The organism is Oceanobacillus arenosus (genome assembly GCF_003369575.1).
GTDB lineage: Bacteria > Bacillota > Bacilli > Bacillales > Amphibacillaceae > Oceanobacillus > Oceanobacillus arenosus.
Genome location: NZ_PIOC01000004.1, coordinates 63,461 through 87,411 on the forward strand (window position 1 = coordinate 63,461; position 23,951 = coordinate 87,411).

Consider the following 23,951-nt stretch of genomic DNA (forward strand, 5'->3'; position numbering starts at 1 on the left):
TTATTCCTTCCCTTGTAAACCTTCCGAATCCGCAGGTTCAGCACGATAAACAAAGAAAGCTAAAATAACAGCTACAATCGATATAATAAACGAAACGAGATAAACAAGTTCAACACCAGAAACCATTGCCACGTTGATATTAGCAATATTTGTCGGGTCATCCGAAAGCTGCAAGATATTTCTTTGTCTTGCATTCATAATGCTAATGAATACCGAGACCCCAATCGCTCCTGCTACTGGCTGTAATGTTGACATGACCGCTGTTCCATGTGGATACAGTCGCTTCGGCAATTGATTCAATCCATTGGTCTCCGCTGGCATCATGATTGCAGAAACGGAAAGCATTAATAGAATATAGCCAACAATAACTACCCATAGTGGGGTTGCTAAGCTCAATCTACTCATCATAAACATTGTACCACTTAGAACAATCGTGGCAGGAATCATCAGTACTTTTGGTCCGTATTTATCAAAAAGCCCACCCATGAAAGGTGACATTATACCATTTAGAATGCTACCAGGTAATAGGACTAATCCTGCAGTGGCGGCAGCTAGTGCTAAAGGTCCTTGCATGTAAATAGGTAAAATAATTTCTGAAGCAAACATCGCCATGATAATAATTAAGAACATTAGCATACCATGGGTAAACATCGGATAGCGAAAGACGCGAAAATCCATAATCGGTTCATCCAATTTCAATTGTCTTATAACAAATAAAACAACACTAATGACACCGATAATAATAATGAAATATACTTTTGGACTAAGGAAACCTGCTTCACTTGCTCCCGCTGAGCTGAAGCCATAGACAATTGCTCCAAAACCAATCGATGAAAATACAAGCGACAATACATCGACCTTTGGCTTCGTCACCTCTGAAACATTCACTAAATATTTTAACGCAAATAGAATCGAGAACAACGCAAAAGGAATTACGATGATAAACAGATAACGCCATCCTAAATATTCTACAATTACACCAGATAATGTTGGCCCAATCGCAGGAGCGAACATAATTACAAGACCAACAAGGCCCATTATCTTCCCTCTTTTTCTTGGTGGGAAAATTAGTAAAAACACGTTAAAGATGATTGGCATAAGTACCCCTGTTCCCGCTGCTTGCATGAAACGACCGACAAGCAATATTGGGAAACTGGGTGCGATGGCACTTATTGTTGTACCAATCGCAAAGATAATCATTGTCGCTAAAAACAACTGCCTCGTTGTAAACCACTGCATTAATAATGCGGATGCAGGGATAACGATTCCCATTACTAACATAAATCCAGTCGCCATCCACTGTACAGTCGTAATCGAAACATTAAATTCTTCCATTAATGTTGTTAGCGCAATATTTAGCAACGTTTCATTTAATATCGCAAAGAATGCACCTATCATTAATGAAATCATAATCGGTGCAACTTTAACATTCGGATCATCAGCCAAGTATTCATATTTCTTAGGGTATTTCGTGCTACTCATAAAGGGAGAACTCCTCTCATGTTTAGAAAACGCATGATAATAATAGCATGGGCCTTATATGACAACAAGCGATTATAGTTAAATGAAATATTTTTTAAAATTTACTTGCAATAGCACGAAACTTCACTTTGAGCGGAGTTTCTATTAATAATGAATCCCCCACCATTTCGCCCATTCTTCAAAAATCAATCCCCATCTAGACCAATTTCCCATATATTGAATGGAACGATCTTGACAAAGGAGGAAATTATTAATGGATTATTATCAACCACCATATAGAGAAGAGGATGAGAGGTTTTATAACCTACCCGGTTTTCAAGGCGGATCTGGTCAAAGCATTCCCGGTCAGCCGAGTGATGGGTCTGGATTTCCCGGTGGAGATTTTCCGGGGCAACCTGGCGGAAGTCCTGGGGTACCAAGCGAAGGATTCTCTGGGCAATCTAGCGGGGATCCTAGATTTCCGGGCGGAGGATTCCCTGGGCAACCTGGCGGGGGGCCTGGATTTCCGGGCGGAGGATTCCCTGGGCAACCTGGCGGGGGGCCTGGATTTCCGGGCGGAGGATTCCCTGGGCAGCCTAGCGGGGGGCCTGGATTTCCGAGCGGAGGATTCCCTGGAGGACCCGGGGGGCAGTTTCCTGGTCAGCCTGATGGACCCGGAGGATTTCCCGGAGGGCAACAATCTGGTGGCGCGCCGACGACACCACCACCAAACTTCACCCCTCAACAATCACAATTTCAAACCTTTGCAGTAGATCCTGGTGCAATTCGCGGATGCTTATTTCGGTTCACCTATATTTGGTTAAGAAGAGATGCTTTCTGGTTCTATCCAACATTTGTTGGTAGAACATCCATTGCTGGTTTCAGATGGAACGGCTTTAGGTGGGTATTCTTTGGAATTGATTTGAATCAAATCCAATCATTTCAATGCTTCTAATGAAATGATGTAAGTCCATACAAACGACCTCCCTCCTTTCCTCATAATTTATTATGAAAGGAGGGATTACTTATGAATCAATTAGCATTACTCTATTTAGCAGCCGTTCTTGCCGGATTTGCGCTAATCGTTGTAACAAACGTCGCTGCAGCTTTCATCACTTCTGCAGCTGTTGTAAACTTTCTAACTGCTGTTGGAGCAGTTGCTGTCATTGTTTTTGCATTGGCAATTCTCTATCTCGCAGTCAAGGCTCTTTTCAATAAGATTGCAAAATAGCTTAAAAGGCTATCACCCGTTAGAATGGATGATAGCCTTATTTTAATCTATTACTTTTTCTGCCTTTTTCCTTGGCTCTCGTTTGCTGACGAGTCCCTGTTCCACCGCCATTACTTTTGCAATCTGTGGTGCATTCCACAATGGTGGCAATATTAAGAATGACACTGGAACTGCTGTGATAATGATTGAATTCTGGATTGAGGTAATGCTATCTTCTCCAATTGTCAGAATTGCTACAGTCGTAGCTCCAAAGATCACTGCCCAGAAAACGCGTACCCAGCGTTTTGGATTATCATTCCCTTCGATTGTAGCCGCAATCGAATATGCCATTGTATCCGTTGTGGTTGCAACGAATATAATCGAAACTAGTAAGAAGCCGAATCCCATTAACGTACCCATTGGTAATTGATCTGTAATCGCCATAACAGCTGCAGGCATCCCAGCCTCATTTAACGCAGTTGAGACAGAGCCTGGGTTTTCCACTTCGAAAAACACACCTGTACCACCAACAATGGAAAACCAGAAGTTCGTCACAATTGGTGCAACGATAGACACCGTAAGTACTAACTCACGAATCGTCCGCCCTCTAGAAATTCTACTAATAAATATAATTAACATTGGAGCATAACCGATAAACCAACCCCAGAAGAATATAGTCCAAGACGAGAGCCAACCTTCATCTCCACGATACATACTCATCTGGAAGAAGTTTTGCAGATGGAATCCTGTGCCACCGATAAATGCATCAATAATAAACATTGTCGGGCCAATAATCATCACAATAACGGCTAATAATATGGTAAATTGCACATTCCAATTACTTAAATGATAAATCCCACGATCCACTCCTGAAGCAGCTGAAATTCCAGCAATAATTACAAGTCCAACGACTACAATAATACTAACTGTCAGTGTGTTTGGAACATCGAATAAATGATTTAAACCATACGATATTTGTAATCCTAAGAAACCTAAAGGTCCTAATGTACCAGCAACCGTTGCAATAATTGAAAAAATATCCGCTAAAGAACCAATCACACTTTTCTGATATACTTTCTCACCGAAAATTGGATATAGTAATCCTCTCGGTTTCAATGGCAAGCCTTTATGATAATGAACGTACATCATAACAATAACGGCTAATGTCCCGAGTATTGCCCATGCTGTAAAGCCCCAGTGCATAAATGACTGTGCAAATGCCGCATTAATATTATTAAACTCACCACCACCGAATAATGGTGGGGTACTCATGAAGTGATACATCGGTTCCGCTGCAGCCCAGAACACACCACCACTAGCAAGCAATGTAACTAATATCATAGAAATCCAGCCAAAATAACTGTACTGTGGTTTATCTTGCTTCCCTAATTTTACCTTTCCGTATTTTGAAACTGCAAGCCCTAGTCCAATAAAGAAGTTCGCTAACAATAATATTTGCCAGTATGCTCCAAAGAAATCTGACGAATAAGCAAATAGGGTGTTAACTGCATTTCCTACCATTTCATTATCATAAAATGAAATTAATACAAAGAGAACCAAGAATCCTCCACTTACAATAAATACTGGCCAATCTAATTTCTTTCTTTTTTCAGAATCCACGTGTTTCCTCCTAATTTATTAGGAACAAGTGTCTAAAATGTAATTGTTGCGTTTTGTCATTAAAGACCGTTGGATGGACTTGATTACCCGATTTTTCACGAAAATAATCAACGACGAAAATCCACCAACTTGCTCAATTTTTTAACATAGTTTTCAATTATAGCGTTACTTGATAAAATAGTCAAAGCCTAATTCCCACTTAGCGAGAGTATATATTCACAAAATCCAGAAGTTCCCAAAACTATAAAGGGGGGATTATTTCGATTGCTTGGGGCAAATATTCTATTACCCATATCATTTTCAATTTATACCACTTTATTCAAAATACAGCCTTTTATCCCGTATTTACTGGCAGTAAAATCCTCCTTATAAAGACAAAAATAAATTTCTTCCTATTAATAATGTTTTTAAAATTAGTTTGTATAGACATTCACAATCTCTCTATTAAACAACCAACACGATTAGTATGACTAATCGTGTTGGTTGTTTAATTATTTAGAATCTTATCCACTGTTTCTTCCACTTCTGTACGAGTCATCTTCTCTTTGCCACTCTTTAATGTTTTTAAGGTTTTCTTTGCTAATGCGAGCGGTATTTTGCAAAATAAAAGAATGTTTTTCGTATCGATTGATTTTATGTATTCATCAGCCAAGTCTAAATTCATTGTAGCGTATTGAAACATATCATTTCTTGTCCAGCCATCAGGTAAAAATTGGACGCCACGTTCAGCATCTTCATCCTGATTACGTAACATATTTACTGCTTGCAATCCTCTACCATAGCCAATTGCCAATTCATAATTTGTCTCCGTGTTGTCATACCATTTCCATATATCAGATAACATAACACCTACTAAACCTGCTACATAATAGGTATATTCATCCAGATCCTCTTTTGTTTTAACTATCCAATTCTTTTCGACCCAGCTTGCCATTCCCTTTGCCATAATACTTGTCGACTCTTGAACCTTATCCTGAATCCCTTCTGGACAAACTGCTAACCAGTCACCGAGTCTTAATGTTACTTCTGGCAATAGCTCCTCATATGGTTTTAATAGCTGTACATATGCATCAACATCGAATGGCTTTTTCAAAAGTTCTGCCGTTGTAAGCAACAGACGTTGCTTAATAGTAGGATCCAATGTTTCATGATCTTCAATTTCATCGATTGCTCGCATACATAAATATGCTGAACCTACAGTGTTTTTCAAAGTAGGATTTAATATACTTATCGGAATGAAGAACGTTCTGCTTGTCTGCTTTAATACGCGCATTGCTTCCTTATGAAGTTTCGTATGGTTACTCACTTAGTTTCCCTCTTTCCAAAGTTCTTAAGGTAACCTAATTATAGCAAATTCGAACATTATTTTCCTCTTTGTAAAGTGGAATCCCATTCATTAAGCATCTTCCCCATTCGATTCGTAGTAAATAACATATTTATACTATATTATTATTTGATTTGAGCTCGGTTTATGTCTGTGCTCGCTCGATATTGCTGGCGAGTCGCTCGATTTCCCCCTGTGCTCGCTCGTATTTGATGGGTCGCTTGATTTTTGCTTGAATTCGAGATTGAATAAGCTTAATATGGTAAAGGTATTATAGGTATCTAAAAGAAGAAAGGCGTCATAATATGGATAAACGCGTATATTTATTAACAATTGTTTCCTTTGTAGTTGGAATGGTGGAATTGATTATTGGTGGGATCCTAGATTTAGTTGCGACTGATTTAGAGATTAGTTTAGGACAAGCTGGATTATTGATCACCATTTTTTCACTTACATTCGCTATATCAGCACCAATTTTGTCATTTTTAACGGCGAAGGTAGAAAGGAAAAAGTTAACATTAATCACTCTATTTGTCTTTTTCCTTGGTAATCTTGTCGCCGTCTTAAGCCCCTCCTACACAATTCTATTCATCTCTAGGATGATTTCAGCAGCAAGTAGCTCCTTGCTCATTGTCTTATGTGTTGTCATGGCTGCCAATATTGTCGAACACAAATATCGGGGACGCGCAATTGGAATTGTCAATATGGGGGTTAGTGGTTCGCTTGTCTTAGGTGTACCAATCGGGCTAATGCTTGGAAATACATTCGGTTGGCGCGCACCTTTTGCATTGATCGCAATCTTAAGCTTGTTTTCGATTACCGGAATATTCCTGTTTATGGGAAAAATAGCTCCGACCGAACAAATTTCGATTCGTAAACAACTCGGTTCGCTTAAGAATGTTGTCGTGCTATTTGCACATTCAACAACATTTATCGTGCTCGCTGGACATACAGTACTTTATGCTTATTTAACACCATTCGTAAAATCAACGATGGGACTTGATGGGACATGGGTAAGTATCATCTATTTTGTATTCGGAATCGCTGCAGTAAGTGGAGGACTTATTGGCGGAACGTTTTCCGACCGATTTGGCTCAAAGCCCACGATTCTCTCTGTTGTCTTACTATTTGGCATCGCGATTTTTGTAATTCCATACACAACATTTTCTATCCCATTATTTATCATAATCATGATTATTTGGGGGATGATGAGTTGGGCGCTTACGCCGCCGATGCAAAGCTATTTAATGCAAGCTGCACCCGAGACATCGAACATCCAAATAAGTTTAAGCAATTCAGCCGTACACCTAGGTATTGCCTTTGGTTCGTTAGTCGGCGGAATTGTAATTGAGCAGGCGTCGGTTGAACAAAATCCAACGGTTGGTGGACTTTTTGTTATCGTAGCATTAATCACTGCACTTATTTCTATCACGACTTATAATAAACGTGTACGAATTATGCTGAAGTAATTGAAGGCACAAGGTTAATCTTGTGCCTTTTCTATTACCTGTAACCTTCAAGATTCGTCAGCAAAGGATAACCCCCTCGCCTCTAGTGCAATCCGAATTTGTTCGATTCCTTTTCGACCCATCCCATGTAATTTCAATATCTCCGACTCACTATGCTTTGCTATTTGCTCCAGTTGTGAAATCGCAGCCCCTTCGAGTGCTCTTAGTGCTGGTTTAGATAACTTTTCCGGCAGGTTACTTTCTTTTTGTATCATTGTTTTCATCTCCCTTTTAACTAATTTGCTAGCTTATTTCAAATGGATTTCTATTGATATTCTTAATGTTTTCGATATCATCATATCAAATTAAGCTCTCTGAAAAAAATATTTTCACTATCTTGTAAAACACTATACTGTATTGTAAGATAGTATTATAAGAAATAATCTTGTTCGGGGTGATTAACTTGTCCACTTCTAGTCAAATGCTGAAAGGATTGCTCGATGGTAGTTTACTGGCATTGATTGCAAAGGGGGAAACCTATGGATACGAAATCATTGAAAAGTTGCAGGAGCATGAATTCGCCGTAGTTAGCGAGGGCAGTATCTATCCAGTATTAATGCGCCTGCAGAAAAACAAGCTTGTGGCAACAGAGCTAAGAAAATCTCCAAACGGACCGAAAAGGAAATATTATACGATCACTGCAGAGGGGGAAACGGAGCTCCGGCTTTTCAAGGAACAATGGCAGCAATTGTCTTTTGGAATGAATTCTATATTGGGTGGAGGAGATGAAGAAAATGCTAAGTCAAAAATCTGAGCAATTTATCATTGAATTACGTATGTATTTAATGTCCAAGGGGAAAAATGATCAGCAAATTAATGACATTATCGAGGAGCTTAGCGATCATTTGCTGGAAACTGAGGCTAAAGGAAAAAGCGTCCAAGATATAACAGGTGGTAGTCCAAGAGAATATATGAAAACGATTGGGAAGGAAATGAAATTTGATTTGCGTCAGTCTGCAGGTTTAGTACCGCTGATAACCTTCCTAATACTTTCATATTTCAGCTTTGGACCAGCTATTAGCGGGACAATTTCACTGTCAAAGACAGGATTATGGATTGGCCTAGGAATGGTGATTGTATCCTTTATCATTTACGGATTCTTTCTTGTTAATGTACTTCCCAGAATATTTCATTCGAAAAGCTTTTATATCGTTGGTGGTGCCCTCCAGCTAGTACTATCAGGTGTCTTTGTTGTCATTCTATTCTTAGAACAGAATCTAGATACAGAACCTTTCTTTGTTGCAACACCAATGCAAAATAATTACATATTAATTGCAGACATCATTATATTTATTGTTGCAGCTATTTATACAAAGACTTGGTTTACGATTTTTATACCATTTTTCCTTGCTTTAGGGCCTTTGGCAACACGCTTCATCCCTGAAAGCATCAATAAAAATCCGATTTATATTGATATCGCGATTACAATTGCATTATTAATTATCATTTCTATTGGGTTATTCGTATTTTTTATTCGAAAGAGAAAGAAAGATAATCAATCAACAATTAATTAAACATAATTGAACTGGAGGAAGCGATCATGACTAGAAAACTTTATTATGAATCGGCATATGAGAAAGTATGGAAAACAACAATCCATGATTCAATCGAAAGAGATGATAAACATTTCGTAACCCTTGAGGAAACTGCCTTCTACCCACATGGCGGCGGGCAGCCTTGTGACCTGGGAAGTATCGATGGAATCAAAGTTCTGGATGTTTTCTTAGAGGATGGTGAAGTTATACATCAAGTAGAAAGATTACCAGAATCAGCTGAAGTAATCTGTAAGCTTGATTGGGCGCGACGATTTGATCATATGCAGCATCATAGTGGCCAACATATATTATCCGCTGTCTTTCGAGATCTTCTACAAGCGCAAACGATTAGCTTCCATCTCGGAACAGAGGATGTAACAATTGACATTGACCAGTCCAAACTATCCGATGAACAGCTCCATATCGTTGAGCAGGAGGTAAATAAACGCATCTATCAAAATCTCGAGATTTCCAGTTATTTTGTTACCAATGAACAACTGGAGAATATTCCAGTCGTAAAAATGCCAAAGGTAAAGGAAAATATCCGCATTGTTGAAATTAAGGGTGTCGAATACAATGCATGTGCTGGCACACATGTGGAGCATTCTGGTCAAATTGGCATTATTAAATTTTTCAAGGCCGAGAGACTAAAAAATGCAACACGTGTTCATTTCAAATGTGGCAATCGGGCGTTGGCTGATTTTAATGCAAGCCTTGATATAATCAATGCTTTTTCAGAGAAATTCAATACCGGTCGAAAGGATATTCTTAATCGCTTTGAAAAGTGGGAGCAAGGACAGAAGCAAATTCAGACTGAACTTACAAGTATTAAAGAGCAGAATGAAGCTTATTTAGCGAAAGAGCTGATTTCAAATGTTGAAGGAAAACTTTTATCACATGTTTTTGCAGATAAATCACTAAAGGATATGCAACGATTAGCTGCTAAGATTGTTTCAGAGCACGCGATTATTGTATTATTTGCTAGTACAGCTGAAAATAAGGTGCTGCTTTATTATAATGGCTCTGAAAACCTCTCATGCGGAAAGTATTTCAAAGAGCATCTCCCAGCCTTTAATGGAAAAGGCGGAGGCAATGACCAATCTGCACAAGCTGGATTTGCCACGGGTTCAGATGCATTAGATTTTTATGAGTTTATTAGGGAACAAGTCTAGCATAATTACAGCAGGTGGTATAATTCCAGCCTGCTGTATTTTTTAAATAGAAGAATGATTAATGAGGATTTTCTGTGCCCCTCCCGCTATGCTTAAGTGGTTCTTAAGCATAGCGGGTTAATGGATGGTCGTGGAATCTACGAAGATATCAATTATAACCCGATCCTATGTTGTCGAGTCAATAACACGGAAGATATTATTTTCTTTCAGGATATCCTTCAGGCGAAACATGATCGTATTATATGCCTCATATTTGTAAACGGTTAAAATATGTTTATCCATTTTAATGCCTAGAAAGAAGCAATCTACTTTTTTCTGTACATAGCGTGTAATTTGCACTTCATAAAATAATTTTCTTTTCCTGATTTTCTTTTCAACATCTTTTGTAATCGTAAAAACAAATTCCAGGACAGTAAATTCAAATTCACCACAGTATGCTGCAATCGTCATCGTTAAAACCCCCTTCTTTTTTATTTTTTGTTAGAAAACTTGGCATTAGCCAAGCCTTTATGGCGAATGCCTTAGTTGCACTTATGCAGCGGAGGAAAATTTATATTTTCCTTCCTGCTAAGAAAATATAAGATTAATATGCTTGATTTCAGGAGTTGTTTAAAAGGAGAAAAAGTGAGGAGACATCCTTGATTCACCTTACTTTTTCCCTTTTTTCTCTTTATAGGATTCAAGCAATAATTTAATCGCATTATCTAGTAATTTACTAATCGGAATCTGTGTTGTCTTGGAAAGTTCTTGCATTTCATTCCACAGCTCCTTATTGACCGCATTCGATATACGCGTTCGATTCTTTAACTTGCTCATACATGCACCTCCAGGATATCTAGTTTAGCATAGACAGCAGGTGCTTGCAACTGAATGCAAGTAACAGCAATTATTTTCCACTTTCATTATTAGAGAGGCACTGCCAATAATGTCCGGCTTGATTGTACATGGCAGTTCAAAACAAATTATTAACAGTAGCGGTAAAATTAGCTTAATATTTATTTTATGCAACTCCTTCGATCGCGATACATATTTTTTTCTTGCAAATAAAAATAAACAATCACCTATCGTTTAGATGATTGTTTCTTTATTAGTAAGTCATCGGTGCCGTTGCCTATCTTTATTTCGGAAAATAATCAGTATGAGTAATCCCACACCTAACCCAATTGCTCCACCTATTTCAATTGAATTAAATAATAATCCCAATCCCATTCCAAGAATCAAACATATACCAAAGATAAAGCCAATAATCGCATCGCTCACCTTGCCACCCCCATCTTTACAAGGACTCTATATTACTTTATTCCTTTGGGCAATTTTGGTTCGTTTATAAAGTGAACTTTCCTTATATATTTCTATGCGGGGATGTTTCAATTTTTCCGACTTGATTGAAATTGTTTGAAAGTTCTCTATTGCTATACGGTAATATTCGTGTTTAAATGTATTAAATATTATAATAATATTAGTAAATAATTTATGAGGTGATTTTGTGGGAAACAATGTATCTATTGGTCTATTAGGATTAGGTGTAGTTGGTTCTGGCGTAATAAAGCTAGTTGAAGAGCATCAAGAGAAACTTATCCACCAATTAGGCTGTGACGTTCAAGTAAAAAGTGTATTGGTTCGCGACTTGGAAAAAACGCGTGGGGTGGCAATTGATCAATCGTTTCTCACCACTAACCCTGATGATGTTTTAAATGATCCAGAAATCGATATTGTTGTAGAAGTTATGGGTGGTATTGATCTCGCTCGGGAATATATTCTGAAGGCATTTGCTGCTAAGAAGCATGTTGTAACAGCTAATAAGGATCTAGTTGCTTTATATGGTCCAGAACTCCAAGAGGTTGCAAGCAGAAATAAATGTGACTTTTATTATGAAGCGAGTGTTGCAGGTGGTATTCCAATATTGAGAGGAATCGTCGATGGACTTGCATCTGACCGAATTCAGCAAGTAATGGGGATTGTTAACGGAACAACGAACTATATTTTAACAAAAATGAATACAGAAGGACTAAGCTATGATACAGCATTAAAGCAAGCACAAGAGCTTGGCTTTGCTGAAGCAGATCCTACTGCAGATGTTGAAGGACTTGATGCAGCAAGAAAAATGGCAATCCTAGGCCGCCTCTCTTTCTCAACAGATGTTGACTTAGAGGATGTTGAAGTAAGTGGTATAACTAACATTGAAATTGAAGATTTAGAGTACGGTAAACAATTGGGATATACAATGAAATTGATTGGCTTCGCTAATTTCGATAACCAACAACTGGAAATCAACGTACAGCCAACCCTCCTTTCTAATAACCATCCATTATCAGATGTGAAGAATGAGTATAATGCCGTGTATGTATATGGAAAAGCAGTCGGTGAAACAATGTTCTACGGACCTGGTGCGGGAAGCCTGCCAACCGCTACTGCTATTATGTCTGACGTTATTGCAGCAATTAAAAACATGCGCTTAGGTGTAAGTGGGAATCAGTTTGTGGAATATCATTTTAAGAAGGTTTTAAAAACACCTGAACAGCGATTTGGACAATACTATGTACGTTTGCATGCAAAAGATGAAGTTGGCGTATTTTCAAGTATTTCAACTCTATTCAATGATCTTAATATTAGCTTTAAACGGATCTTGCAAAATCCGAATAAAAAGGCAGAAACAGCTGAGATTGTTGTTGTAACACACCAAACATCACTCGAAAATTTCCAAAAGGCATTAGAAAACCTGAATGAATTACAAGCGGTACTCGAAGTAAACAGTTATTATAAGGTAGAAGGAGATGTAGCAAAATGAAATGGCAAGGATTATTGAACAATTATAAAGAATATCTTCCCGTTACAGATGAGACACCTGCACTTACACTGAATGAAGGGAATACACCACTCGTATACTTTCCGAATCTTTCCAAGGACTTAGGAATTGAATTATATGGAAAAGTAGAAGGTGCAAACCCAACTGGTTCCTTCAAGGACAGGGGGATGGTTGTCGCTGTAGCCAAAGCCATTGAAGACGGTAGTAAATCCGTAATTTGTGCTTCAACAGGAAATACATCTGCAGCAGCTGCTGCATACGCAGCAAAAGCAGGAATCAGAGCAATTATCGTGATTCCTAAAGGGAAAGTAGCACTCGGAAAACTTGCCCAAGCTGTCATGTATGGCGCAGAAATTATTGAAATTGATGGCAACTTTGATGATGCATTAACAATGGTTCGCAAACTAAGCGAAACAACGCCCGTTACATTAGTAAACTCAGTTAATCCGTATCGTTTAGAAGGTCAAAAAACAGCCGCATTTGAAATCTGTGACTTTTTAGGGGAAGCACCTGACATCCTAGCAATTCCAGTCGGTAATGCAGGGAATATAAGTGCGTACTGGAAAGGATTTAAAGAATATAACGAGCATAAACAAACAGGTTTACCAAAAATGTTCGGGTTTGAAGCGGAAGGATCTGCGGCGATTACTCAAGGCGAACCAATTGCAAATCCAGAAACCATTGCAACTGCCATTCGTATTGGAAACCCGGCAAGCTGGGAACTGGCTGTGAATGCTAAAGAAGAGTCTGGTGGAAGAATTGGCTCTGTTACCGATGATGAAATTATCAATGCATTTAAATTATTACCGAGTAAAGAAGGTATTTTTGCCGAGCCAGGATCTTGTGCATCAATTGCCGGTGTTATCCAACAAGTTGCAAACGGAACTATCAAAAAAGGAAGTAAGGTCGTTGCGGTTCTTACAGGAAATGGATTAAAGGATCCACAAACAGCAATGGATCAAATCAAGGTCGAGCCTGTTACCCTACCGAATGATGAAGTAGCGATTACCGAATATATTCAAAACCTGGTGAAACAATGAGGCGTTTCACTATTCAAGTACCAGCAAGCTCGGCAAATATCGGTCCTGGATTTGATTCATTAGGACTGGCAGTAAACCTCCATCTAAAATTAGAAGTGACGGAAACAGATAAATGGGAATTCGAGCATCGCTCATCCCTATTAGGTCCAGTTACAAATTACGAAGAGCATTTTATCTACAAAATCGCGAAGCAAATAGCAGCACGACACAATAAAGAGCTGCGACCATGCAAGGTAATCGAGACCAGTGATATTCCTTTAGCACGTGGGCTTGGAAGCAGCTCTTCTGCTGTACTGGCTGGGATTGAAATAGCCAATCAAATCTGTCATTTATCACTAACAACCGAAGAAAAACTGCAATATGGAACAGACATTGAAGGACACCCAGACAATATCGCACCAGCACTTTATGGCGGTTTAGTTATCGCTGCCATTACAGGGGATCAGGAAACTCACTGGGTGCGATTGCCCGAAATTAAGTCTGATATCATTGTACATATTCCAAACGTTGAATTAAAAACAGAACAGGCGCGCGGCGTACTTCCTGAAAGCTATTCGAGAGGACAGGCTACTAGTGCAAGTGCTGTTAGCAATGTTCTTATAGCTGCATTATTATCAGGTGATTATTCATTAGCAGGAAAAATGATGGAGAAGGATTTATTTCATGAGCCATATCGTGCAGATCTCATCCCCAATTACCATCACATCAGAAATGCAGCAAAAGAGTATGGTGCATATGGAACGGTTATTAGCGGTGCAGGACCAACAATGATTTCCTTCGTCCCTAAAGGAGAAGGGGAAACCATCGCGAGTCAAATGAGGAAATTGCTTCCCGATTATGAAATAAAAGCATTACAGGTGGATCAAACAGGATTAAAGGTGGATTGATTATAGTTGAAAAGGACCTAGCGGGGGCTAGGTCCTTTTCAATTTCTATTGATTTGATATCCTTTTTATAGCTAGCAGTTTCGTGGAGTCTTGATGGAGTGGATTTTTTTCTCGTGCTTATATGGCTGTTCTCCTGCTGATTTTCCAGCGCTCATGCTGATTTATTTTTTCTCCTGCTGATATCCACCTGCTCATGCTGATTTATTTTTTCTCCTGCTGATATCCACCTGCTCATGCTGATTTATTTTTTCTCCTGCTGATATCCATCTGCTCGTGCTGATTTATTTTTTCTCCTGCTGATATCCACCTGCTCATGCTGATTTATTTTTTCTCCTGCTAATATCGTTAGGCATACTAAAAATCCTTATTCCCCCATCAAAGCAACCATCAACGCCTTCTGTGCATGCAGGCGATTTTCCGCCTGCTGGAAGACAACAGAATGTTCGCCATCAATGACTCCGGCACTCACTTCTTCACCGCGGTGTGCTGGAAGACAATGCATAAATGTTACATCGGGTTTTGCGAGGGATAACAATGCCTCATTTACTTGATACCCTGCAAATGCAAGTTCTCTTTCAGCTTTTTCCTGTTCCTGCCCCATACTTGCCCATACATCGGTATAAATGACATCAGCGTTCTCACATGCAGTCTGAGGATCATCTGTTACCGTAATTTTTGCACCATGCTCTAATGAAATTTGCAGTGCTTGCTCCGTTACTTCTTGAAGCGGCTGATAGCTTTTTGGAGATACAATTGTAAGGTCCATGCCCATCTTCGCCGCGCCAATCATGAGCGAATGTGCCATATTGTTCCCGTCGCCAATATAGACAACCTTCACACCTGCAAGCTTTCCTTTTATTTCCTTAATCGTTTGTAAATCTGCGAGTACTTGACATGGGTGATATAAATCCGTAAGCCCATTAATGACCGGAATACTAGCATATGCCGCTAATTCTTCCACTGTTTCTTGAGCAAATGTTCGAATCATAATACCATCTAAATAGCCGGAAAGCACTTGTGCTGTATCAGCAATTGTCTCGCCTCTCCCCATTTGAATATCCTGTGTACTGAGAAAAATCCCCTGTCCACCTAATTGAAAAATTCCCGTTTCAAAGGATACCCTTGTTCTTGTTGAGGACTTTTCGAATATCATCCCTAATGTTTTTCCCTTTAAAGGTTGAGGAGATTTCCCCTCTTTTTGTAAAGTCTTCAGTTCGTCGGCCAATTCTAATAAATAATTGATTTCGTCTTGACTATAATCCATAAGCTTTAAAAAATCTTTTCCCCTTAATTGCTGCTGTTTAAGCTTCACATTCTCCGTCATCTTCTTCTCTCCTCTAATAATAATAGTTATGAATTATTATGCATTATAAAGAATAAATATTCAATACTATTCTAGAAAAATAGTCAATAATATTTTCCGTCAATATTTAAGTTAATCGTAATTTCGCTATCTTATTTTGTATATTTTTTATACTTGATTTATTTAGTATACCAATATATACTATTATTCAGAGGTGGTACAAATGAAAGTTTGTCCTTATATTGAAGCGTCATTCCAAATTATAGGGAAAAAGTGGAATGGGCAAATCGTCCATTACTTATCACTATGTGAAGATGAAGTGGCACATTTTTCAGATATTAAACGTGATTTAACAGGAATCACTTCCAGAGCGTTATCACTGAAACTTTCTGAGCTTGCGGAGTATGGAATTGTCGATAAAGTGGTGGAAGGCGGCACACCCGTTACAATTACGTATGTACTGACAAAAAAAGGAAGCTCTCTTGCCCAAAGCTTGAAACCTATTCAGGAGTGGGCAAAGCAAAATATGGATGTTGCATTGCCAGACGGAGCGGAGGATAAATAAATTGACAAATAACAATAATAATATGATTTGTGATGTGGAAACAGGAGTATGTGGTGTTCCAGGTAGCGGAGAAATGGAATTAATTGATTTGACTGCACCTAAGAAAACGATTGAGCTTTATTATGTGACAGATCCAATTTGTTCGCATTGCTGGGCGATTGAGCCTCAGTTTAATAGATTCTTAGAGCAGTATGGCAACTATTTTAATGTCCGTACTGTTATGGGCGGACTGCTTGAAAAATGGGGTAATGGCTTTGCTGACGTACAAAATGGAATTGCCGGACCAAGCGATGTCGCTGGGCACTGGAGAGAAGTTGGTGATATGACGCGGATGCCAATCGATGGGTCTTTATGGTATGACAACCCTGTAACATCATCTTTTCCACCATCACGTGTATTTAAGATTGTTCAAAAGCATAACGAAAAGCTTGCTCGTGTTTTTTTACGTCGTGCAAGAGAAGCAGTTTTTGCTTTCAATCGCAACATTTCCTATGAAGGAGTTCTTATTGATCTTGTAAATGGCCTTGGGCTGGATGGAAATGCAATTGCGAAGGAAGCAGAACAGCCAGTTGGGCAACAATTGTTAAATGAAGATTTCCAGCTTGCTGCAAGCTTAGGTGCAAGAGGCTTTCCAACAATCATCATGGTGAACGAGGAAAATAAAGGGGTTAAAATCGTTGGCGGACGTCCATTTGAATATTATGTAGCCGGACTTAAACAAGTGCTTGGTGAGGATCCAGAATCGAAGCAACAACCAGCGCTCGCAGATTACCTTGCAAAGGAAAAGCTTCTATTCTCAAAGGAGATTGAAGTGATGTATGATTTAGAACAAGCGGCAATTAAAGATTATGTTGAGAAGGAACTTTCAGCGAACGATTATGAAGTAAAAGAAGTTCTAGGCGAAACGTATTTTGTTAAAAACTAATAGGAATTTTATTGGGTAAGTAGAAGAACAATTCTCATCTTGAGGATTGTTCTTTTTGTAATGGATGTGTTCTAAATATTTTTGGTATATAAATGAAGGTGATTAGTTGGTATTAATTGTAAATTAGTGCAAATTTAATTCTACGAGAGTCTCCTGTCCGAAGCGTAGATTAACTTTCACATGAGGAAGGTTACAAAACTAACTTATTTTAACTGATGTAGTTAGATTTATATGTAGAAGGTAGTTTTCGCACAATCCTAGCGTAGTGTATTTTCGGAACGAGTGGCCAGAGAGCAATTGTCCTCTTATTTACGTTCATAGTTTATATAAAATGCTAACAGTAAGAAATCACTCACTCTCTTTGAGCACTTATGTTGAATCCAATCAGCTTATAGACTAGTCTTTAATCATATGTATTTTTATGAGCGGATTACATTTTCCCAGTTTAGCTAAATGCTAGACACTCTCCACAAAGGCAGGTTTTTCAATGGAAAAGCAACATGATTTCACACAAGGAAACATTCTAGAGCAGTTAATTGCCTTTTCCGGTCCGATTATGCTGACGAATCTACTACAGACCTCGTACCAATTTGTGGATAGTTTGTGGATTGGAAACTTACTAGGAGCAAATGCATTAGGTGCGGTTTCCTTATCAGGTACGATTATTTTTACTGTTTTATCATTTGTCATTGGACTGAACAATGCAGCATTAACCATTTTATCCCAGCAAAAAGGAAAAGAAAATGAAGATGGATTAAAGCGCTATTTAAACGCATTTGTCATCATGATGACGATTATTGCAACGGCATTAGGATTCGTTGGTTACATTTTTGCTGAACAATTGTTAGAACTTCTTGGAACACCTGAAAGTATGATGGCGGATGCAATCGCCTATTTACGAATAAATTTTCTCGGAATCCTCTTCTTATTTGGCTATAATTTTATTAGTACGGTGCTACGTTCACTTGGGGATAGTAAGACACCATTGCAATTTGTCATGATCGCGGTCATCCTAAATATTGCGCTAGACCCGCTATTTATTTCTGGGTTTCATTGGGGTGTAGATGGTGCTGCATATGCAACCGTTCTCTCACAAGCAGTCGCATTCATATATGGGATGATTTATGTGTTATCTAAAAAGCTCGCACCATTTAGTATGCCAAAGCTTCCTTCATGGAAAGAATTCGGATTGATTCTTAACCTAGGCATTCCATCTGGATTACAAATGGCGGTTATATCGGCTGGTTCTACAGCAATTATGAGTGTTGTCACAACATTCGGTGGTGGCGTTGTTGCAGGCTTTAGTGCGGCGCAAAGGCTTGATAGTTTAGTAATGCTACCAGCACAAGCACTCAGTACAGCAGTAAGTAGTATGGCCGGACAGAATATTGGTGTACGCAACTGGAAACGGATCGGTTTGATTGCTAAATATGGGGTGCTTTATAACTTCCTTGTAATGGTAATCATCGGGATTCTCATTATCTTCTTTGCACCGTTCGGCATGAAGCTATTTATTCAAGAGGAAGAAGCGGTCGCGTTTGGTACAAGATATTTACAAATTATCGCATTATGCTATCCATTTTTAGGGATTAATTTTATCCTAAATGGAATCGTACGCGCTGCTGGTGCAATGTATCAAGTACTCGTGCTGAATCTTATTTCATTCTGGATTCTTCGCTATCCATTGTCGGCGTTATTTGCTGAGTTTTTTGGTGACATCGGGATTGCAGTGGGAATGGGCGCAAGCTTTTTCATAAGTAGTATTATTGCTTTTCTGTACTTTCGATTTGGCAAATGGCGGAGGAAAGAGTTGTTTTCGTGAAGGTATGCTCATTTCCGTATCATTTGTCGTCATTTGTATAGAATGCGAACTAAGTTAGGCGCAAAGTTGATTTTCGCTACGGACAGTCGCTTTCCGCTACAATCAACGGCCTTTAGAGAGGAAATGCTAACTCCTATTTTTAAGAAAATGATAAAAATTAACAACTGCACAACCCCAGCGGAAGAAATACACGGAGACTCCTGCGGGAAGAAGAGCATAGGTGAGACAACGAAGTGCGATAGCGCGAGTTGGCTCACCAGCTCCCCGCGGAAAGCGTAGTGTATTTCTGGAGCGACTGGCCTAAGAGCCCTTAACTCATTAAACTAGTCCGCACTTTATATCAACTACTAATTATCATCCGTCACTTAATAAAAGCCTAATAGAAAAACCCGCTTCGATTCACAAAGGAATTGAAGCGGGTAATTTTAGTTTTCTACTTGAATCACAAGAACCTTTAAATATTTCCCTTGCAAGAAATTCTTATCCACTTGAAAATCTGCTGGTAATGAAAACTGTTCGAGAATATTGTATTTCGTATTCATCTCTTTAAAACCTTTTTCAATGAAGCCTTTAAACTTCTTCATGCCAAATGATGCATTGTTCGTTGACGCAATAATAATCCCATTTTTCTCTGTAATTTCTAATGTATCTTTAATTAAAGCAGGGTAATCCTTTGCCGTACTAAAGGTATGCTTCTTAGATCGTGCAAAGCTTGGCGGATCTAATACAATAAGATCGAACTTCAAATCCTTTCGCTTCGCATATTTAAAGTAATCAAAAACATCCATGACAATGATATCCTGTGCTTCAAAGTCAATTCCATTCAAGCTGAACTGCTCAATCGTTTTACTTTTACTACGTTTTGCAAGATCCACGCTCGTTGTTTTCGTTGCACCACCTAGTGCAGCCGCAACCGAGAATGCTCCTGTATACGAAAATGTATTCAGTACATGCTTCCCACTTGCGTATTTATCTCGGATTGCTTTTCGGACATCGCGCTGATCAAGGAAAATACCAACCATTGCCCCATCATTTAGGTAAACTGCATAGTTTATTCCGTTCTCTGCAACAACAATTGGAAATTGACCACGTTCTCCTTTAACAAAGTCATCATCTTCAAGGTACTGGCCTTTCGTATCAAAGCGTTTCTTCTCATAGATTGCTTTATAATCACCGAGCGCATCTAAAGCATGAATCACTTGATTTCGAAAATCATAGATCCCGGCGCTATACCATTGGATCAAATAATAGCCAGCAAAATAATCAATGGTCAGTCCGCCAATACCATCGCCCTCACCATTGAACACACGGAATGCTGTCGTATTTTCATCCTTATAGAAGGCTTCTCTTTTATTAATTGCAGTTAGAATTTTACTTTTGAAAAACGCATCATCAATTTTCTCCCATTTATCATGAGACAGGACCCAACCAATTCCTTTATTCTGCTCACCATAGTAGCCCTTGGCAATAAATTGACGATTGTTATCGACTAGGTTTACAATCGAACCTTCCTCTGTTAATGCATCTAAATTTGCGATAGCTTCCTTACTAATTAAAGGATAATTATTTCTATATTGTTCAATAAACTTAGCGTTTACTTTTAAATCAATTGTCGGTTTCATAATTTCATCCTATCGTTACTTTTTTTCCATTATCGCATGTTAATAGGAAAAGGGAAAGCAAAGAACGAACTTGGGTGAATAGCTGCTCAAGGATTTTAAAAGGATTAGAGTAATCGTTTCGTTACGGTGCTACAATCTCTACTTTAATCCGATCAGGATCCTCGAAATATAATGCATAATGGTCTTCCCCTCCAGCATATGGATATTTATCTTCGTATAAAATAGTTGCGCCCTTTTCTTTTAATCGAAGGGCTAATTCATCTACATGTTCACGTGATTTACCGTAGAATGCCAAATGATTTAATCCCGTTCGACATCGATGATATGGGACATCCAAGAATTTCTCCACTGTCTGCACAAACACAATATAAGTATCACCAAGCTTCCAACTTTGCCCATGCTCCCATTTTTGAAAAACTTCGTACCCAAGTTCCTCCAAAAAATCCCAGAAGATGATCGTTGCTTGTAAATTAGATACATTAATTTCAACGTGATGTATCAGCCCTTGTTTCATGTAGCCACCTCCTAATTATTGCAAAAGCTCCCCGGACAATTCAAAGGATTAGATCCATTGAAATTGTAAGGGGAGCTCTATCCTACACAATCAAACATTGAAAAAAATCATATTTCCTTTACTCTGTTTTTCCTGTCAAATCTTTCATTCCTTGATAAATACAATCAAACAGTCCTTCAATATCCTCTTCTTCTACACTTGAGAAGGCGATTCGTAAATCTGTTGCGGTAGTAGCAATCGTCCCTACCCCGTATTTATCCAGTAAATGCACCCGTAATTCCTCTGCATTTACTCCATTTAGCTTCAAGCACATGAAGTAGCCTGAGTTGAATGGATAAACAGACCAATAGGCTTTATATTTTTCCTTTGTTAATACAGCTTTTACCTTATTCGCTCTCTTTTCCAAAATATCATGCTTCACTTGTTTTTCCGCTTCAAATTCACTTGATTGCAGTGACTCTAAAATAACTGTTTGCGACAAGTGTGATCCGCTTGAAATCGTTGCGCGAATAAGTCCCATCGTTTTTTGCTCCAATGCATGAGCAATCGCTGGGCTCTCAACACCATAGGTAATAAAGCCAACACGTAGACCCCAAACATAATTTTCCTTTGTTGCTCCGTCAATTTTTACTGGTAATATTCTTGGATGTAATCCGATTAACTGACCAAAGATGGATTCCGTCACTGAATCCTCATAAAACAATCCGTAATAGGCATCATCAAGAAGAACAACTAGATTAATCCCTGCCTCAGCTGCTGCCTCTAATGCTGTTACGATACCAGCTACTTCTGCAGCATGTGGTGTATAGCCTGTTGGATTATTTGGGAAGTTAAGCAATACAATTGCCTTCCCTTTTTCCTTTTGTGCCATTAAACATTCTTTAAAGGCTGCAACATTAAATTTATTTTCTTCATTAAATAATGCAAACGTATCTATTTTGCCACCGCGACGAACTGTAAAGGTTAAATTATAATTTCCCCAAAACTTATCTGGAATAATTAGCGTATCGCCCTCATTTACAAATAAATCGGCCGCAATGCTTAATCCATGTGTAAGTGCATTCGTAACAATCGGCAGTCCGAAGCTTTTTCCTTTTAGCGAAGGATTTTCTTTCATTAATTTGTCCTTCCATGCTTGGCGTAGAGCGGGCTTTCCAGCAGGCGGTGCATATGGATAAATATCCTTTGGTGCATACGCATCTAGATTCTTCTGGATATGCTGGAAATGCATTGGTTCATTTCCTTCCGTTGCAATCCCAACTGTTGCATTATAACGCGTCGCTTTCTTACTAGCTTCCGCGCTTTGGCTCAATATTCCTTTTGGGTAATACATGCTTCGACCAAGATTAGAAAGTAACGCATAGACTTCACTATTTTCTTCGCTGATGTCTGCATTTAACTGTTTTGCAAGATTGTTCACTGGTTCATACCTCCGTCATTCGTTGACTAAAATTGATGTTAAAGATTCGATAAAATATAAATTCTCTTCCACTGTACCTATTGAAACACGAACATGTTCAGGTAATCCCCATGTTTTTCCATAACGGAGGATTACTCCTTTAGCGAGTAGCTCATTATAAATATTCGCTGCATCCGGTCCAAATTTAACGAGGATAAAGTTACTTTCTGTTTTTATATACTCTAAATTTAAATTCTGGAATGCTTGATAAAGCTGCTCACGGCCTGCAGCATTACCTTCCCGTGATTTTCTTACGTGCTCTTCATCCTTAATAGCAGCTGTTGCTCCAGCCTGTGCTAAACTATTCACATTAAACGGTTCTTTCACCTTCAGGATACTCTGGATGATTGATTTTGGTGCAATCCCGAAACCAACGCGCACACCGGCAAGTCCGTAAATTTTCGAAAAAGTTTGTAGTACTAAAATTGGCTGATCTGCTCTTACATATTCGATTCCATCAGTATAATCATCCGCAGTCGCATAATGACTGTATGCACCATCAAACACAACTAATACATTAGTTGGCACAGCTTGAAGTAATTGCTCCAACTCCGCTTTTGATAAATAGGTACCTGTCGGGTTATTCGGTGAACAAAGATATAACAGCTTCGTACGTTCTGTAATAGCATCTACAATCTTCTGCACATTAAACTGAAAACCATCTTCAAATGGGACAGGTACAACAGTTGCACCCATGATATGTGCACCAAAATCATATTCACTAAAGGATGGGGATGGAACGATAATCTCATCACCTTCATCTAGGAAAGCTTCTGAGAGTAGTGTAATTAATTCATCCGCACCGTTTGTCACGATAATTTGCTCTTCTTTAACGTCTAGGCTCGAGGCAATTGCTCCTTTAAGTGCAACCGTATCTGCATCCGGGTAGCGATTAAGCTCCGCTAATCCAGATGATATTGCTTCTACACCCTTTAGAGACGGACCGAATGGATTTTCATTTGATGCTAATTTCACGACCTTATCCAAATTTAATTCCTGTTGTAACTCCCAAATTGGCTTTCCTGGTGTGTATGGTTCAATATTTTTTAAAACAGTACGAGGTTTAATTTGATTTGACAAGTAGACCATCCCTTCAAAGGCAATTTATTAAACTGAAAATATACGTAGTTCCTAATAATCATTTATTATATAACAAATTAGCGAATTAAAGTAACCTT

24 protein-coding genes are annotated in these 23,951 nt (G+C 38.7%); 12 read left to right on the forward strand and 12 right to left on the reverse strand.

The genetic code is table 11. The features are described 5' to 3' along the window. Entirely contained in the window at nucleotides 1–1,482 is a 1,482-nt protein-coding gene (locus tag CWR48_RS03930; RefSeq protein WP_115771740.1) for an MDR family MFS transporter, read from the reverse strand. Between the two features lie 253 nt (nucleotides 1,483–1,735). On the opposite strand from CWR48_RS03930, the gene CWR48_RS03935 reads away from it, so the two are divergent. Then, a complete protein-coding gene (locus CWR48_RS03935; protein WP_425453870.1) occupies nucleotides 1,736–2,416 on the forward strand; it encodes a hypothetical protein in 681 nt (226 codons plus the stop codon). Nucleotides 2,417–2,488: 72 nt separating this feature from the next. Further along, entirely contained in the window at nucleotides 2,489–2,692 is a 204-nt protein-coding gene (locus CWR48_RS03940) for a hypothetical protein (protein WP_115771741.1), read from the forward strand. Nucleotides 2,693–2,734: 42 nt separating this feature from the next. On the opposite strand, the gene CWR48_RS03945 is transcribed toward CWR48_RS03940, so the two are convergent. Then, nucleotides 2,735–4,291 (reverse strand): BCCT family transporter, encoded by a 1,557-nt coding sequence (locus CWR48_RS03945; RefSeq protein ID WP_115771742.1) that lies wholly within the window; start codon nucleotides 4,289–4,291, stop codon nucleotides 2,735–2,737. 487 nt (nucleotides 4,292–4,778) lie between these two features. Beyond that, the gene (locus CWR48_RS03950) at nucleotides 4,779–5,597 is read right to left on the reverse strand and encodes a squalene/phytoene synthase family protein (RefSeq protein WP_115771743.1); all 819 of its coding nucleotides are present in this window, start codon (nucleotides 5,595–5,597) and stop codon (nucleotides 4,779–4,781) included. A 323-nt stretch (nucleotides 5,598–5,920) separates the two neighbouring features. Between CWR48_RS03950 and CWR48_RS03955 the strand changes: the two genes are divergently transcribed. Then, nucleotides 5,921–7,084, forward strand: coding sequence for an MFS transporter (locus CWR48_RS03955; protein ID WP_115771744.1), 1,164 nt, complete (start codon nucleotides 5,921–5,923; stop codon nucleotides 7,082–7,084). 47 nt (nucleotides 7,085–7,131) lie between these two features. On the opposite strand, the gene CWR48_RS03960 is transcribed toward CWR48_RS03955, so the two are convergent. Next, nucleotides 7,132–7,338 carry a DNA-directed RNA polymerase subunit alpha C-terminal domain-containing protein gene (locus CWR48_RS03960; protein WP_245976715.1) on the reverse strand — a complete coding sequence of 69 codons (207 nt, stop codon included), beginning with the start codon at nucleotides 7,336–7,338 and terminating at the stop codon, nucleotides 7,132–7,134. A 188-nt stretch (nucleotides 7,339–7,526) separates the two neighbouring features. Between CWR48_RS03960 and CWR48_RS03965 the strand changes: the two genes are divergently transcribed. The 3 genes from CWR48_RS03965 to CWR48_RS03975 are packed head-to-tail and all read left to right on the forward strand — an operon-like array spanning nucleotide 7,527 to nucleotide 9,830. Next, nucleotides 7,527–7,877 carry a PadR family transcriptional regulator gene (locus CWR48_RS03965; protein ID WP_115771746.1) on the forward strand — a complete coding sequence of 117 codons (351 nt, stop codon included), beginning with the start codon at nucleotides 7,527–7,529 and terminating at the stop codon, nucleotides 7,875–7,877. Next, complete coding sequence (locus CWR48_RS03970) at nucleotides 7,858–8,637, forward strand: DUF1129 family protein (protein ID WP_170140692.1); 780 nt, start codon at nucleotides 7,858–7,860, stop codon at nucleotides 8,635–8,637. Before CWR48_RS03965 ends, CWR48_RS03970 begins: the two co-directional genes overlap by 20 nt. 26 nt (nucleotides 8,638–8,663) lie before the next feature. After that, nucleotides 8,664–9,830: an alanyl-tRNA editing protein gene (locus CWR48_RS03975; RefSeq protein WP_115771748.1), complete on the forward strand. Its 1,167-nt coding sequence runs from the start codon at nucleotides 8,664–8,666 to the stop codon at nucleotides 9,828–9,830. A 165-nt stretch (nucleotides 9,831–9,995) separates the two neighbouring features. On the opposite strand, the gene CWR48_RS03980 is transcribed toward CWR48_RS03975, so the two are convergent. The 3 genes from CWR48_RS03980 to CWR48_RS20305 form a co-directional block, all read right to left on the reverse strand. Beyond that, nucleotides 9,996–10,280, reverse strand: coding sequence for a hypothetical protein (locus tag CWR48_RS03980; protein WP_115771749.1), 285 nt, complete (start codon nucleotides 10,278–10,280; stop codon nucleotides 9,996–9,998). A 198-nt stretch (nucleotides 10,281–10,478) separates the two neighbouring features. Then, the gene (locus CWR48_RS03985) at nucleotides 10,479–10,646 is read right to left on the reverse strand and encodes a ribbon-helix-helix domain-containing protein (RefSeq protein ID WP_115771750.1); all 168 of its coding nucleotides are present in this window, start codon (nucleotides 10,644–10,646) and stop codon (nucleotides 10,479–10,481) included. A 279-nt stretch (nucleotides 10,647–10,925) separates the two neighbouring features. Further along, complete coding sequence (locus CWR48_RS20305; RefSeq protein ID WP_170140687.1) at nucleotides 10,926–11,090, reverse strand: hypothetical protein; 165 nt, start codon at nucleotides 11,088–11,090, stop codon at nucleotides 10,926–10,928. 226 nt (nucleotides 11,091–11,316) lie between these two features. Here CWR48_RS20305 and CWR48_RS03990 point away from each other — a divergent pair, with 226 nt between their 5' ends. Genes CWR48_RS03990 through thrB form a run of 3 tightly spaced genes read left to right on the forward strand, consistent with a single transcriptional unit; the run spans nucleotide 11,317 to nucleotide 14,563 of the window. Then, the gene (locus CWR48_RS03990) at nucleotides 11,317–12,618 is read left to right on the forward strand and encodes a homoserine dehydrogenase (protein ID WP_115771751.1); all 1,302 of its coding nucleotides are present in this window, start codon (nucleotides 11,317–11,319) and stop codon (nucleotides 12,616–12,618) included. Then, on the forward strand, nucleotides 12,615–13,676 hold the full coding sequence (gene thrC, locus CWR48_RS03995; protein ID WP_115771752.1) for a threonine synthase: 1,062 nt from the start codon (nucleotides 12,615–12,617) through the stop codon (nucleotides 13,674–13,676). The genes CWR48_RS03990 and thrC overlap by 4 nt, the downstream gene beginning before the upstream one ends. After that, nucleotides 13,673–14,563, forward strand: coding sequence for a homoserine kinase (gene thrB, locus CWR48_RS04000; RefSeq protein ID WP_115771753.1), 891 nt, complete (start codon nucleotides 13,673–13,675; stop codon nucleotides 14,561–14,563). Before thrC ends, thrB begins: the two co-directional genes overlap by 4 nt. Before the next feature lie 364 nt (nucleotides 14,564–14,927). On the opposite strand, the gene argF is transcribed toward thrB, so the two are convergent. Then, complete coding sequence (gene argF, locus CWR48_RS04005; protein WP_115771754.1) at nucleotides 14,928–15,887, reverse strand: ornithine carbamoyltransferase; 960 nt, start codon at nucleotides 15,885–15,887, stop codon at nucleotides 14,928–14,930. Nucleotides 15,888–16,089: 202 nt separating this feature from the next. Here argF and CWR48_RS04010 point away from each other — a divergent pair, with 202 nt between their 5' ends. From CWR48_RS04010 to CWR48_RS04020, 3 genes are all read left to right on the forward strand, one after another. After that, nucleotides 16,090–16,431: a winged helix-turn-helix transcriptional regulator gene (locus CWR48_RS04010; RefSeq protein ID WP_115771755.1), complete on the forward strand. Its 342-nt coding sequence runs from the start codon at nucleotides 16,090–16,092 to the stop codon at nucleotides 16,429–16,431. Nucleotides 16,432–16,453: 22 nt separating this feature from the next. After that, complete coding sequence (locus CWR48_RS04015; protein WP_245976718.1) at nucleotides 16,454–17,356, forward strand: DsbA family protein; 903 nt, start codon at nucleotides 16,454–16,456, stop codon at nucleotides 17,354–17,356. A 487-nt stretch (nucleotides 17,357–17,843) separates the two neighbouring features. Continuing rightward, the gene (locus tag CWR48_RS04020; protein ID WP_115771757.1) at nucleotides 17,844–19,178 is read left to right on the forward strand and encodes an MATE family efflux transporter; all 1,335 of its coding nucleotides are present in this window, start codon (nucleotides 17,844–17,846) and stop codon (nucleotides 19,176–19,178) included. A gap of 425 nt (nucleotides 19,179–19,603) precedes the next feature. Here the strand turns inward: CWR48_RS04020 and CWR48_RS04025 are convergent, their stop codons facing one another. The 4 genes from CWR48_RS04025 to hisC all read right to left on the reverse strand — a co-directional run bounded on the left by CWR48_RS04025 (nucleotide 19,604) and on the right by hisC (nucleotide 23,853). Further along, nucleotides 19,604–20,800, reverse strand: coding sequence for a class I SAM-dependent rRNA methyltransferase (locus tag CWR48_RS04025; RefSeq protein ID WP_115771758.1), 1,197 nt, complete (start codon nucleotides 20,798–20,800; stop codon nucleotides 19,604–19,606). A 121-nt stretch (nucleotides 20,801–20,921) separates the two neighbouring features. Then, nucleotides 20,922–21,314 carry a VOC family protein gene (locus CWR48_RS04030; RefSeq protein ID WP_115771759.1) on the reverse strand — a complete coding sequence of 131 codons (393 nt, stop codon included), beginning with the start codon at nucleotides 21,312–21,314 and terminating at the stop codon, nucleotides 20,922–20,924. A 118-nt stretch (nucleotides 21,315–21,432) separates the two neighbouring features. Then, nucleotides 21,433–22,734 carry an aminotransferase class I/II-fold pyridoxal phosphate-dependent enzyme gene (locus CWR48_RS04035; RefSeq protein WP_115771760.1) on the reverse strand — a complete coding sequence of 434 codons (1,302 nt, stop codon included), beginning with the start codon at nucleotides 22,732–22,734 and terminating at the stop codon, nucleotides 21,433–21,435. Between the two features lie 15 nt (nucleotides 22,735–22,749). Continuing rightward, the gene (gene hisC / locus CWR48_RS04040) at nucleotides 22,750–23,853 is read right to left on the reverse strand and encodes a histidinol-phosphate transaminase (RefSeq protein WP_425453871.1); all 1,104 of its coding nucleotides are present in this window, start codon (nucleotides 23,851–23,853) and stop codon (nucleotides 22,750–22,752) included. Between the last annotated feature and the right edge of the window lie 98 nt (nucleotides 23,854–23,951).